At 51.3% G+C, this 12393-nt stretch carries 11 protein-coding genes and 1 pseudogene; 5 read left to right on the top strand and 7 right to left on the bottom strand.

The features are described from left to right. Window positions 1-5: 5 nt before the first annotated feature. The gene (gene cysC / locus D3H35_RS13305) at window positions 6-614 is read right to left on the bottom strand and encodes an adenylyl-sulfate kinase (protein ID WP_119149826.1); all 609 of its coding nucleotides are present in this window, start codon (window positions 612-614) and stop codon (window positions 6-8) included. A 265-nt stretch (window positions 615-879) separates the two neighbouring features. Between cysC and D3H35_RS34150 the strand changes: the two are divergent. Both D3H35_RS34150 and D3H35_RS13295 read left to right on the top strand, forming a co-directional pair. Further along, window positions 880-1095 (top strand): annotated as a pseudogene (locus D3H35_RS34150) (ArsR family transcriptional regulator); the annotation flags it as partial. Window positions 1096-1321: 226 nt separating this feature from the next. Next, window positions 1322-2101, top strand: coding sequence for an SDR family NAD(P)-dependent oxidoreductase (locus tag D3H35_RS13295; RefSeq protein WP_119149825.1), 780 nt, complete (start codon window positions 1322-1324; stop codon window positions 2099-2101). Window positions 2102-2257: 156 nt separating this feature from the next. Here D3H35_RS13295 and D3H35_RS13290 read toward each other — a convergent pair whose 3' ends face one another. Genes D3H35_RS13290 through D3H35_RS13280 form a run of 3 tightly spaced genes read right to left on the bottom strand, consistent with a single transcriptional unit; the run spans window position 2258 to window position 5479 of the window. Beyond that, window positions 2258-4039 carry a carbohydrate-binding domain-containing protein gene (locus D3H35_RS13290; RefSeq protein WP_119149824.1) on the bottom strand — a complete coding sequence of 594 codons (1782 nt, stop codon included), beginning with the start codon at window positions 4037-4039 and terminating at the stop codon, window positions 2258-2260. A 22-nt stretch (window positions 4040-4061) separates the two neighbouring features. After that, on the bottom strand, window positions 4062-4742 hold the full coding sequence (locus D3H35_RS13285; RefSeq protein WP_119149823.1) for a DUF4956 domain-containing protein: 681 nt from the start codon (window positions 4740-4742) through the stop codon (window positions 4062-4064). Further along, the gene (locus D3H35_RS13280; protein WP_119149822.1) at window positions 4739-5479 is read right to left on the bottom strand and encodes a polyphosphate polymerase domain-containing protein; all 741 of its coding nucleotides are present in this window, start codon (window positions 5477-5479) and stop codon (window positions 4739-4741) included. The genes D3H35_RS13285 and D3H35_RS13280 overlap by 4 nt, the downstream gene beginning before the upstream one ends. Window positions 5480-5692: 213 nt before the next feature. On the opposite strand from D3H35_RS13280, the gene D3H35_RS13275 reads away from it, so the two are divergent. Further along, window positions 5693-6370 carry a response regulator transcription factor gene (locus D3H35_RS13275; RefSeq protein ID WP_119149821.1) on the top strand — a complete coding sequence of 226 codons (678 nt, stop codon included), beginning with the start codon at window positions 5693-5695 and terminating at the stop codon, window positions 6368-6370. Continuing rightward, window positions 6370-7629 (top strand): sensor histidine kinase, encoded by a 1260-nt coding sequence (locus D3H35_RS13270; RefSeq protein ID WP_119149820.1) that lies wholly within the window; start codon window positions 6370-6372, stop codon window positions 7627-7629. The genes D3H35_RS13275 and D3H35_RS13270 overlap by 1 nt, the downstream gene beginning before the upstream one ends. A gap of 192 nt (window positions 7630-7821) precedes the next feature. On the opposite strand, the gene D3H35_RS13265 is transcribed toward D3H35_RS13270, so the two are convergent. Then, complete coding sequence (locus D3H35_RS13265; protein WP_119149819.1) at window positions 7822-8598, bottom strand: DUF6973 domain-containing protein; 777 nt, start codon at window positions 8596-8598, stop codon at window positions 7822-7824. 160 nt (window positions 8599-8758) lie between these two features. Here D3H35_RS13265 and D3H35_RS30360 point away from each other — a divergent pair, with 160 nt between their 5' ends. After that, window positions 8759-9004 (top strand): hypothetical protein, encoded by a 246-nt coding sequence (locus D3H35_RS30360; RefSeq protein WP_147355835.1) that lies wholly within the window; start codon window positions 8759-8761, stop codon window positions 9002-9004. Between the two features lie 436 nt (window positions 9005-9440). On the opposite strand, the gene trpB is transcribed toward D3H35_RS30360, so the two are convergent. Both trpB and D3H35_RS13255 read right to left on the bottom strand, forming a co-directional pair. Then, window positions 9441-10604: a tryptophan synthase subunit beta gene (gene trpB, locus D3H35_RS13260; protein WP_119149818.1), complete on the bottom strand. Its 1164-nt coding sequence runs from the start codon at window positions 10602-10604 to the stop codon at window positions 9441-9443. Window positions 10605-10695: 91 nt separating this feature from the next. Further along, window positions 10696-12390, bottom strand: coding sequence for a type 2 periplasmic-binding domain-containing protein (locus D3H35_RS13255; RefSeq protein WP_158594098.1), 1695 nt, complete (start codon window positions 12388-12390; stop codon window positions 10696-10698). Between the last annotated feature and the right edge of the window lie 3 nt (window positions 12391-12393).

Below are 12393 nucleotides of genomic sequence, written 5' to 3'. Positions count from 1 at the left end.
TTTTCTTAGCCATCAGCTTTAAGAGATTCGTGAAGATCGAGATACTGGATAATTCGCCGAACGGCTTGCTCGACATCGACTTGATCGGTATTAATGGCGAGTTCAGGCTGCAGCGGCTCTTCATAAGGCGCATCGATGCCTGTGAACGACGTTAAACTGCCTGCGCGCGCCTTTTGGTAGAGTCCTTTGGGGTCGCGACGTTCACATACGGCAAGCGGACAGCGAACGTAAATTTCAAGGAAGCGGCCTTCACCTAACGAATGACGAACAATATCCCGGTCAGCCCGAAATGGGGATATGAAGGACACAATAGTAACGAGCCCCGCATCGGCCATGAGCTTGGCCACTTCGCCGATCCGACGGATATTTTCTTTGCGATCGGCGTCCGTAAAGCTCAAATCGCTATTCAAGCCATGGCGGATATTATCGCCGTCAAGGACGTAAGTCCTTATTCCTTGGCGATGCAAATATCTCTCGCATTCGACCGCCAAAGTCGATTTTCCCGCGCCGGAAAGACCGGTAAACCAAAGCACAAGACCTCGATGCCCGTTCTGCCGTTCGCGATCCGCTTGCGTCACGATCGGGCTGCTCCATGTTAATTGTTCAGCTTTCACCTTGCTTGAAGCTCCCTTCCTCCGCGCACTTCCATCAACAAGGCGCAGGCTTCTAAGATGCAGTAGGAAATGGAATGCATACGCGAAAACATACCCTGATAGAGAGGCTGCCCGTACTTATTTCGACATAAAACGACATTTACCTGCAAGTTGTCAGTATGCCTGAAAAAGGCCGCACCTTGACATCCCCCTCCATTTGCCTTACATTAACAATTAAATAACTAATTATTTAGTTGTTTGATCGAGAGATGGAGACGATGCATAGATGGAATCCGAATCCCCCGACACGACACAGCTTGAGACCAAGGTCCACAAGCAATTGCGAGAATGCAGCCCGATCTTCCTTGCTTTGGCCGATCCGATCCGGCAAGACATCATCATGATGCTGACGAAGCACGATTCGCTCAACGTCGCCCAGATCGTCGAACGATCGCCGATGTCCCGGTCCGCCATCTCCCACCATCTGAAAATTTTGAAGCAAGCCCATCTTCTCTCTTCCGTTAAAGTCGGCACCGAAATCTTCTATAGTCTGGACATCGAAGGCCCGGTATTGCTATTGAAGAGCTTTCTGGAGACGACGGAACGCATTATCGATTTGAAGACCCCCGGGCCGAATGAGCCCTTTCTTTTTCCGCTAAATGTCCAAATAATTAGATGTTTAGTTATTTGGTTTTTTAGATATACGACTCTTAGGAGGCCTCATCCGAATGAAGACCGTACTTATCACAGGCGCATCAAGCGGTATCGGCAAAGCATTCGCAGAACTGTTCGCAAGAGAGAACTACCGCGTCGTTCTCGCATCTCGCAGCGAAGAGAAGCTGAACGGTATCGCCCAGCAATTGCGGGAGAAGTTCGGCGCTATAACGAGCGCGATTCCCGCAGATCTGGCGCAAAACGGCGGCCCCGACTTGCTGTATGAACGACTGAAGGAGCAAGATATCGAGATCGACGTTCTCGTCAACAACGCGGGAATCGGCTCCTTCGGGCCGCTCCATGAGCAAGACATCCGCTCCGAGCTTGAGATGCTGCAGTTGAACGTTCAATCGCTTTCCCACCTCATGATGCTGTTCCTGCCGGACATGGTCGCCAGAGGCAGCGGGCGCATTCTGAACGTGGGCTCGACTACCTCTTTTTACGCCTGCCCCTTGAGTGCAAACTATTCCGCCTCCAAAGCATTCGTCCTCTCGCTCACCGAGGCTGTTGCGAACGAGCTGCAAGGGACGGGCGTCAGCGTCACCGCGTTGTGCCCCGGAGCCACGGGAACCGATTTCTTCCGGAGCGCGAGGATGGACGGCCAGAAGGTGGCTGATCCTAAAGCTCTCATGAGCCCGAGCGAAGTCGCCGAGATCGGATACAAGGCGCTTATGAACGAAAAGACGTTCGTGGTTCCCGGCTTCCAGAACTGGCTGCTCACCCAAGCGCCGCGCTTTTTCCCGAGAAAGTTCGTTACCCGGATCACGCGCAGCGTGCTGGAGCAGAAGCTGTAATCGTCGATCTTGCCACGCTGCCGCCGAGGTGACTTTATACGATTTTTTCTCCCATCTTGCTCTCCCCATCAGAAAAGTATCCGTTCAAGAAAAAAGCTCTCTCCGATTCGTTCGGAGAGAGCTTCTATCGCTTGCACAGGCCGCCAGCGAACCGGCTTATTGCACTCGCTGCGGCCGCTCACCGTTGCCGTCAGGCGGCATCCGATCTCCGCCGCCACCGCCCTGTCCGCGGTTGCCGCCGCCGGGTCCACCGCCTCCGCCCATCATTCCGCTGCGCGCTTCGGTCACTCCCGACTCGTTCAGCCACGTGACTACGCTGGAAACAGTGTACTCGACCACCTTCGTACCGCCTTGGTATTCGCCGCCGTCATAGAGCCCGTTCGCGTCGTTGCCCGTCGACGCGCCTCCCGAGTAGAGAGCATACGAGGCGTCCTTCTTCAGGTTCGGCGAGCTGACGAAGACCGACTGATAATTTTTCGACGGCGCGAAGGTGATGATAGCATTGCCGTCGCTGTCTTCCAGATGAACGATCGTGCCCGCTTGCTGCGTCTGCGGATACGTCATCAGGACGCCCGATTGCGTCGATTGCTCGGAAGTGGCTTGCGCCATACCGGAGCTTCCGGCGGCAACGAGGAAGCCGCCCGTCATAACGAAGGTTCCGTCGTAATCCAAAGCTCCGTTGCCGTTCTCCGTCGGGCCGTTAACGATAACGGTGCCGCCGGTCATCTCGATGGAGCCGTTGGCGTCCAAGCCGTCGCCTTGCGCATCGACGGCTAAATAGCCGCCGCTGATCGTTAGCTTTCTGCCGGAATCGGCGCCGGATTCGTTGCCTCCGGGAGGTCCGTCTGCAGCGGCAGTCTCATCGGAGCCCCCTGCGACATTCACTCCGTCGTCGCTGGCGACGACGCTGATTTTACCGTCCGAGATCGCAATCGTCGGCGCTTCGATCCCTTCGTTGCTGTTGGCGATATCGATCGTTCCTCCGGCTATCGCAATCGCGACATCCGCATGAATCCCGTCGTCTCCGGCCGCGATAGCGAAATTCCCGCCCGCAATTTGAATGCCTCCGCTGCTATGCAAGGCGTCTTCGCCGGAATCAATATCGAACGTACCGCCTGCGACGGCGATAACGCCTAACGAATCCTCAGCGTCGTTCGTCGTCTTGATGCCATGTCCGCCCGCTTCAACCGTAATGTCGCCCTCTTGGACAGCGACTAAATCACGTCCCATCAGCCCGTCGTCTTTCGCATGGATTTCCAGCGCGCCTCCCGTTATTTTCAGATCGTCCTTGCTTGTAATCCCATTGTTATAATTCCCTTCAACGACAAGCTTGCCGGTACCGTTAATCGTCAGATCGTCCTTGCTGAAGATAGCCGCATTCGGCTCGTCCGTGGAGGCATCCGGGTACACGTAAGCCGTCCCGTCCGAAACGACGTTCTCCGTCCCCTCCGGCAAGGAAATGATCGTCTTGCCCGCTTCCTCGACGTAGATCGCCGAGCTGCTGCTGTTATGGATTTCGGCCCCGTTCAGAACCAGTCGAACGACTCCCTTGTCCGGCACGTTAACGACGATCTGTCCTTCGTCCAGCTTCCCGCTTACCGCATAAGTGCCGGCCGCCGTAATCGTAATCGTGCCGCCCTTCGCCTCCGCTCCCGAACCGTCGACGGTTGCGCTTGCTCCGCTCAGCTTGATCACGGTCGGATTAGCCGCGCTCCAATCCGTATAAGCGTCATCGTCGTCATACTCGATCTTCTCGGTCAGGTCGACACTCGCCAACTGCACATTGGTCGCGGCTTCACTCGATTGAACCGCCGTCGCACCGGTAGCCGTCGACGTCCCTTCGCCGGAACTCGTTCCGGACTTGGCGCTGCATGCCGACAGAGTAACGGCGCATAATAGAAGAACTCCCCATTGCTTTATGCTCCATGCGTTTTTCATTGTTCATCTATCCTCTCTTGGTTTAATATTCCGACGTCGTCGGGCTCATCGTTAACGTAATATCAAGATTTCCGTTCCGGCACCTGACGGCGTCGAGAAACTCCTTCTGATTCGTGAGATGGTCGATTGTAACCGCATAGACGAGCTCGTACAAGCTGCCCAATTCGGTCGTTCTTACTTTTCTCAGCTCGTAATCGATGTTGAACTTCTTGAAAATCTCATCGAACGCTTCCTCATACCCCAGATTCTCGGGAATCGTCACTTTCAACAGCTTTTGCGTCGCTTTTTTGGATCCGAATTTAGTGACTTTCAGAACGAACATCAACAAGCAGAGAATGATCGTGAACAGGACGGCATATCCGAACGATCCGACGCCGCACGCGAGCCCGGCCGCCATCGTGAACAGGACGAACGCGATATCCTTCGGATCGCCCGGCGCGCTTCGGAACCGGATAATGGAGAATGCCCCGGCAAGACTGAAGGCTCTGGCGATATTGCTTCCAATCAGAAGAATGATAATGGCTACGATCGCAGGCAGCACGATCATCGTCAAAGCGAAATTCTGGGTGTATCCGACTTGCGTTCTCATGTAAGTGAAGCTAATAATCGCTCCTAAAGCGATAGAGATGAAGATAGTCAGCAAAGCATCGGTTAACGTTAACGTCGAGCTTTCCGTCGCCGCCGTGAATAGGGACTCGATCATAAAAGAATACTCTCCTTCGCCAATTTGTCGTTCGTCAGCATCTTTTTGTATTCATTGCCGTATTTGGAGAAGCTCGTCCTAAACATCCGAAGCTCCGACAGCAGATGGGATAACCAGACCGGTATCGTCTTCTCCGCCTTCACTTCCATCAGCCACTGCCCTCGTTCCATCAGCTGTTCCCCGTAGTCGCCGCTTTCCAGCCTGACATCATGCCTTCTTGATCGGATATTCGTGTCGAACGTAATTCGCAAATCCCGGTTATTCTTGCAGAACATCGCAATCCGGTCGTAAGCCAGATACACCTTCGGCTGCAACTCATACCGCTGCAGGAAGTAATCGATTTCCTGAATCACTTGCCGGTTCATATATTCCTTCGGCTCCGGTGCCGTTCCGGTTCGGACGAATTCATACGCTTCGTTCAGCTTCAGCGCCGTCCTTCGCTTGTTCACCAGACCGAACACCTTCTTCTTCAGCTCCAGGTACACCTTGGCGTTCCGCTCCGGAATTCCATAGGCTCTGATCCGAAGCTTCTCCCTGTACTTAGGCTTCGCCAGGCTATTGCGGATCAACGAATCCTGCTCGGTATCGTAATAGATGTTGCTGATGGAATAGAACTTGTCGTCCTTGTTGTACTCGTCCAGCACCATATATTCAAGCAAGCGGTTGTATAGGGCGTAGAAAGCTTTGCTATCCATCAAATACTTGTTCTCATATCGGTTGAATACCTCGATTGCCATCGGCAGCGCTCCTTCATCTTGCGGTCGACTTTATCGCCGTTCCATGACTGTATCTTAGTGCCGGAACCTTTAACGAATCTTAAATGCCGGAAAGCTTTCGTATTTTTTGCTCGAACGCACCCGAATGCTACTATTAAGGTTGATTAAAGGTTCGATATATATAATGATCATGCACATAAGGCTCTGCCATGTTGAGGCGAAGGGGAAGCGACCATGAGAATATTAATCGTAGAGGACGAGGTTCATCTTGCGGAGGCGTTAACCCAAATTTTGAAAAAGCACCATTACTCTGTCGATGCCGTCCATGACGGCCAATCGGGGCTGGACAACGCTTTAAGCGGTATATATGATTTGCTGCTGCTCGACATCATGCTGCCCGAGATGGACGGCATTACCATATTGAAGACGATTCGCAGCCAAGGAATCTCCACTCCCGTTATTCTGCTTACCGCCAAGGGAGAAATTTCCGACAAAATCTCCGGACTCGACTACGGAGCGGACGACTATGTTTCCAAACCGTTCTCTACGGAAGAGCTGTTGGCCCGAATAAGGGCGGCGTTAAGGCGCAAGGGCGAGGTCGTGCCGGAGGATGCGTTGAAACTCGGAGATATCGAATTGAATACGGGGACTCTCAAGCTGACTTGCAGAGGGAAGGAGCTCAAGCTGATCTTAAAGGAAAGCGAGCTGCTGGAGCTGCTGATGTCGAGGAAAAACGCAGTCGCTTCCAAGGAGCAAATTATCGAAAAGCTGTGGGGCTTCGATTCGGAGGTCGAGCATAATAACGTGGAAGTGTACATCTCTTTCCTAAGGAAAAAGCTCTCTTTTCTGAATTCTTCGGTCCGAATCAACACCATTCGAGGCGTAGGTTACGTACTGGAGGCGACCCCCTAATGTTCAATAAGCTTCGGAATCGATTTCTTGTCGTTAATTTGGTCATCATCTCCTTCATGATGCTGCTGGCCTTCGCCTCCATCTACACGATTACTTATCAAAACGTACGCAACGATATCGAGATGGAGCTGCAAAGAGTATCCGAATTTTACCACAAGCCTGACGGAAATGTTGGCGAGCCGCGCTCTGGCGGGAACCATCGGATGAAAGAGTCTATCGTCAACACGGGTCCGCCTCCGGAACGGTCCGTCTCCTTCTCGTTGCAAACGGACGAGCAATGGAACATTACGGCCACGAACTCCCGGTTCGAAATGGACAGCGATTTCTATGACCTGGCGAAAAATAAAGTCGCCTCCGATCGGTCGAATACCGGCCAATTCAGTCTGGATGGGAATAAATGGGCGTATACGCTGCAAAAAAATGAAGCCGGGTATTTCATCGTCTACCTGGACGTCACCGCCCAGCAAAAAATCATTACGAATCTGGTCTATACGTTCCTTGCCGTCGGCTTGGTCATGCTCATCGTCATCTATTTCACAAGCCGATTTTTCGCGAACCGCTCCATCGCCCCGGTCAAGGAAGCGTTCGATAAGCAGAAGCGGTTCATCGCCGACGCATCCCATGAACTAAAAACGCCGTTAGCCGTCATTAACACCAATGCCGACGTTCTTCTATCCAATAGCGATGATACCATTAGCAATCAGTCGAAATGGCTGCACCATATCAAGTCGGAGACGGAAAGAATGAAGACGCTGACCAACGATCTTCTGTACCTGACCGAAATGGACGATGCCCGGGCAAGCATGATCTTCACGAGCTTCAACGTGAGCGAAGCCGTCGAGGGCGTCATTCTGACGATGGAAGCCGTTATGTTCGAGAACAATATCTCGCTAAGCTATGAGCTTGAACCCGATTTGACCGTACGCGGCAACGGCGAGCAGATCAAGCAGGTCGTCATGATTCTTCTGGACAACGCCATCAAATATACCAATCCTAAAGGTGCGATCACCCTCTCCCTCAAAAAACGTCACAACGATATCGTTCTGAAGGTGACGAACTCCGGCGCAGGCATCCCGCCCGAGCATCTGGAAAGAATTTTCGACCGCTTTTATCGCGCCGATCCGTCCCGTTCGCGCAAGTACGGCGGATACGGACTCGGATTGGCGATAGCCAAATCGATCGTCGAGCAGCACAAAGGGAAAATTTACGCGAAAAGCGTGCCTAACGAGACAACGTCCTTTTATGTTCAGCTTCCTTAGGCGCACGTAAAATAAAAACGGACCTAGGCAAGGAATGTTAGCCTGCCTAGGTCCGTTTAAATAAACTTCCCAAAAGATGATAGTGAAGAAAAATGCTTAGAAATAAATAGCTACTTTTTAACTGTATTATTCAACACTTCTAAAGTCTCATACCATAACATTTTAGTTCCGAGTTTGTCTCAAAGCTTAGAACTAATTAACATAATCACTTTGAACACCTGTAAACTGCACAAGAGCAGTTCCAGTGCTGTTAAACGTTTTTAAGTTTCCACTGAAGTAGGCAGTATTGATAGTTGCTCTTGTCGTGTTCACGGAACTATTTTCTGTAAGCCCAGCAATTACCGCATAAGCTCTACCATAGTTATTATTCCAAGTATCCATATCCTTTTCTAGCTGTGGGTTTCCTGAATTATTTTCATGCGCACTACTCCAATTAGCGGCAAATGTAGTGCCACACCATGCTGTCATCCAAACATTCCATGTAACGTGTCTAAATGCATCTGCTCTATTGTTGTGGCCTTGGGATCCAAACTTATACAGTGTATAATCCAGAGCTTCTTGGCCTGCCACCAATGCCTTGAGACCACGAGTAGGATCGCTGTCAAATAGAGCTAACTCTGAAGCATTTAAATCACCTTTCACACTTGGAGGAAGCCAACTAGAGTATGAATACGTAGTGAATTGTGAGCTCTTTTCAGGCAATGCTGCATATTTCCTTAACACGCTTACGGTATATTCATTTCTTTGATCTTGTGAAGAATTAGGATTTAACAGTTCAAACCGCTTTACTTCATTAAACACATCCTTAATGTAGGAATCATTAATAAGATTTGAAGCTCCTGAAAAATGCTTTGTTGCAACCTTAGTAGACTCTAACTGTGTTTCAGTCAAACCCTTTGAAGCAAAGGCTGTAACAGGAAGGGCAGCAACTACTAAAATCAAGGCTAGTACTAAAAACATTTTTTTCATCAAATTCACTCCATTTTTATTTTTTTACTCAAAATACAATATATCCCTTCTTTTGTGTGAGAGTCAATAATTTTTAGTATTTAGAACAATGAGGTAAAATAGTTAAAAGGAGGAATCAATTAGTAGTTCTACAAATAAATAATTAAGAGGAGCTGAATTAATGCAAAGAAAACAACCCACCGTTTTATTTATGCTTGCTTTGATAGTTTGTTTTGTAATATTAACTAGCTGTGGCACCTCAAAAAGATATGTTGTTTTTGCTGAGTCTACTGTCCTTACAGATATTTCCCGCGCTTCTTTAGAAAAAAGATTAAGTGATAAAAAAATTGATTTTATTGTTAATGACGCTGGAGACATACTAGTACAAAAGAGTGATCTAAACAAAGCGACTGTTTGCTGTAGCTAAATTAATTCTATTGGTTGTAGGTTCGATTATCCTTAAAGCCAATAACTTAAAACTGTCCCTTGATCACATTCGTTTACTTAAACGAAATTGATGGATAATAGTTAAGGGTTACTCGTAATTTTATCTATTCTTTAGGTTTTGTTCGTATTGGAACTATTTGAAATAATACGAATACGTAATTTTTTAGCATTAAACTTGTACGTCCATTTTAGACTTGACTAACGTTGACGCATGCCGATGTTAACGACTTTATACCGGTTATACGGATGGAATGAGCAGAGCGCGACGCCATCTAAAATCAATAATTTTTTTATGTACAGCTTCCTGAGTGCAAATGACCTTGCCACCAAGCCTCTGGGTAAAAGAAATGACGGCTCCGGGGATAAGACCCCTCGCCGTCATTTCATTATTTTCATGGGATATTTATTCGCCCGGCTTACTTCTTAAGCATTTGGAACACTTGCTCGACGTCCTTGTCTCCGCGGCCGGACAAATTCACGATTAGAATTTGATCTTTACGCATCGTTGGCGCGAGCTTCTTGGCATACGCGACTGCGTGCGCGCTCTCAAGAGCGGGAATAATACCCTCCGTGCGGGACAACTCCTGGAATGCTTCCAGCACCTCCTCGTTGGTGACGGTCGCGTATTCGGCTCTCCCCGATACCTTCAAATGACTGTGCTCCGGTCCAATGCCCGGATAGTCGAGTCCTGCGGCGATCGAATAGGTCTTTTTCGGTTGACCCTCCTCATCCAGCAGCACTAAACATTTGAAGCCGTGAATGATGCTCGGAACACCTTGCGTCAAGGACGGCGCTTGGTCGGGCTCGACTCCGATCAGCCTGACGCTCGGTTCGTCTATATAGTGGGCAAACGCGCCGATTGCATTGCTTCCGCCGCCGGCACATGCCACTATCGCGTCCGGCAAACGACCTTCCTTCTCCAGGATTTGCCGTTTGGACTCTTCGCTGATAACGGATTGGAAGTGCTTGACCATCGTGGGGAACGGATGAGGCCCAACCGCGGAGCCAAGCAGATAGAACGTATTCTTGTAGTTGCGAACCAGATCGTCCAGCGCTTCATCCACCGCATCTTTCAACCGGCCTTGTCCTTTATTAACCGGAACGACGGTAGCTCCAAGCAGTTCCATCCGGAACACATTAAGCGCCTGACGGCGCGTATCTTCTGCCCCCATATAGATGATGCATTCCATATCGAACATGGCGCAGGCCGTTGCTGTGGCTACACCGTGCTGTCCGGCGCCGGTCTCGGCAATAATCCGCTTGGCGCCCATCCTTTTGGCGAGCAGAATTTGACCGATGGCGTTATTGATTTTGTGCGCTCCGGTATGGTTCAAATCTTCCCGCTTCAGGTAGATCTTGGCGCCGCCCCAAGCTTCGGACAACCGCTGTACATATGTCAACGGGCTCTGGCGGCCGACATATTCGCGCAGGTAGTAGCGGAGCTCTTCGTTGTACTCCGGGTCGTCTTTGAACTTGTAAAATTGTGCGCTTAAATAATTCAACACTTCTTGCAATTCCGGCGGTACGAAGCTGCCCCCGAACTCCCCAAAGTACCCCTCTTGCTGCAATTGTTGGCTCATGACGTCAGCGCCTCCAGTTAGTTGAGAAATGCTAGCTACTCCATGTTATAGTACCATATTCAGACCCTTTATTTAATCGAAAGACCTGGATTCACTCTGCTGTATAAGCGGACAAGCCTGATTCCAGATCCCACTCGTTCACCTCGGCGGTCACTTCCGTGCCGCCGTGTGCATACCAATCGCTCACATATCGATCGAAGGCATCTGGCGAAGAGTGACCGTAGACGATCTTCAGGAACGTCTGCTGCTCCATCTTGTCTAGGAGGCGCCAGCTTCGCGACATTGCGGGCGTCTGCGGACCGACGAACTGCTCCGGCCGGGAAATGCCCGCCTGCTGCTCGCCAACGATTCTCCCTTCCAGAAACAGACGGGAGGTGGTTCCCGCGAGCTTTTGCTCGTAATAGCTGTCGGTTTGGCCGTTAAATACGCGTCTTTCGATACTGTCTCCGCGCATTACATGCGGAGGCGCGCTCCCTGGCGCTACCAAGAAGAAGTTGCCTATCGTGCTGGACGCTCCGGGAAAATCGTAGACCGGCTTCCCATTCACGATCCGGTAGTCGTAGCCTTCGGCCAAACCGATGGCGAAATCCGACTTGGGATCCTCGATCAGCGAGCCATACACTTCATTGTAGTAAGCGAATATTTTATCGTAGTGCTCGAATCCTTTGCGGAACAAATAGCTGCCGTAGGAAAGCAGCGTGCCGATCCGGCCGATTCGGCCGTCTTCGCCGTGTGGATAAGGATACGGCTTGAAGTCCAGCCCCGATTCGCCAAGCGGCCAGCCTCCCATCCAGCCCGGTCCGGAGATGATGCCGGCGATGCCGGAAGTTACGAGCGCCACCGCTTCCTGCTCGTCGTGGGTGCCAAAGTCCTTGGACAGGTAGCCTGCCTCATACCATTCGGCCAGCCGCGTCAATGCCGACTTAACGGATGGCTGTACGGAGCCGTAGGCGAGCGAGCCGTCCGCCGTCCGGTTCCATTGATGCGGCTGATCGCCCAAGGCGCCGAACAGAAAGCTGACGTCGCCCATCCAGCCATTCAATGTATTCTGGCCGGCGACCGCGATGCCGACGGTATCGTCGATACCGTTGCGGTCCGGATCGCCATGAGTGAACGCATCCATTACTTTTTCAAGCTCGTCAATCGTTGTAGGGGCCTTCAGGTCAAGAGTATCCAGCCAATCTTGCCGAATCCATAGAATCGGATCGCCCAGCTTTCCGTCCGATATTTGCGGCAGCCCCCAGCGCTGCCCGTTCAGCGTAACCGTCTTCCAGACGTCGGGATTAAGCGCGTACGCTTCCTTGATGCGGGCGGGCGCATACTTCTCGAACACTGAGCCCATCTCCTGAAGCCGGTCCGCATCGATCAGGTCTCGCAGCAGCGACGGCAGCTCGTGATTCGTTACGAACAGAACGTCCGGCAGCTCCTCTCCGTTCGAGAGCGCTGTGCGTATGCGGTCGCTAAGGGCGTTATCCTGATCGGTCACCATCCACTTGTTCGTCTGGACGATGCATAGCTTATTGCGGGCCCACCTCGTAATGGGATTGTTCTCCGTCGTGTCCTCGTATCGGAGTATATCGTATTCGCGCAGCGCCTTCGCCGTCGAGATAACCGTCGGCTGCCCGCAATCGCCGCCATCCGCCGCAGACGCGGACTCGGACGGCTCCGAATCCGGAGACTGCTCCTTGCCGATACAGCCGGTCAACGCCAACAGCAGCGCCAACGTCAAAGTCAACAGGGGCCGAGGCAACCGCAGCGGACGCAAAGCAGACGCTATATTTCTCATCGA

Source organism: Cohnella faecalis (assembly GCF_003570905.1).
Lineage (GTDB): Bacteria > Bacillota > Bacilli > Paenibacillales > Paenibacillaceae > Cohnella > Cohnella faecalis.
This window is presented reverse-complemented; position numbering and strand designations above follow the sequence as displayed.

What these genes read in the sequence shown, in the direction of transcription:
- D3H35_RS13295 (WP_119149825.1), top strand. Translation starts at nt 1,322, where the DNA reads ATGAAGACCGTACTTATCACAGGCGCATCAAGCGGTATCGGCAAAGCA.
- D3H35_RS13290 (WP_119149824.1), bottom strand. Translation starts at nt 4,039, where the DNA reads ATGAAAAACGCATGGAGCATAAAGCAATGGGGAGTTCTTCTATTATGC.
- D3H35_RS13285 (WP_119149823.1), bottom strand. Translation starts at nt 4,742, where the DNA reads ATGATCGAGTCCCTATTCACGGCGGCGACGGAAAGCTCGACGTTAACG.
- D3H35_RS13280 (WP_119149822.1), bottom strand. Translation starts at nt 5,479, where the DNA reads ATGGCAATCGAGGTATTCAACCGATATGAGAACAAGTATTTGATGGAT.
- D3H35_RS13275 (WP_119149821.1), top strand. Translation starts at nt 5,693, where the DNA reads ATGAGAATATTAATCGTAGAGGACGAGGTTCATCTTGCGGAGGCGTTA.
- D3H35_RS13270 (WP_119149820.1), top strand. Translation starts at nt 6,370, where the DNA reads ATGTTCAATAAGCTTCGGAATCGATTTCTTGTCGTTAATTTGGTCATC.
- D3H35_RS13265 (WP_119149819.1), bottom strand. Translation starts at nt 8,598, where the DNA reads ATGAAAAAAATGTTTTTAGTACTAGCCTTGATTTTAGTAGTTGCTGCC.
- D3H35_RS30360 (WP_147355835.1), top strand. Translation starts at nt 8,759, where the DNA reads ATGCAAAGAAAACAACCCACCGTTTTATTTATGCTTGCTTTGATAGTT.
- trpB (WP_119149818.1), bottom strand. Translation starts at nt 10,604, where the DNA reads ATGAGCCAACAATTGCAGCAAGAGGGGTACTTTGGGGAGTTCGGGGGC.
- D3H35_RS13255 (WP_158594098.1), bottom strand. Translation starts at nt 12,390, where the DNA reads ATGAGAAATATAGCGTCTGCTTTGCGTCCGCTGCGGTTGCCTCGGCCC.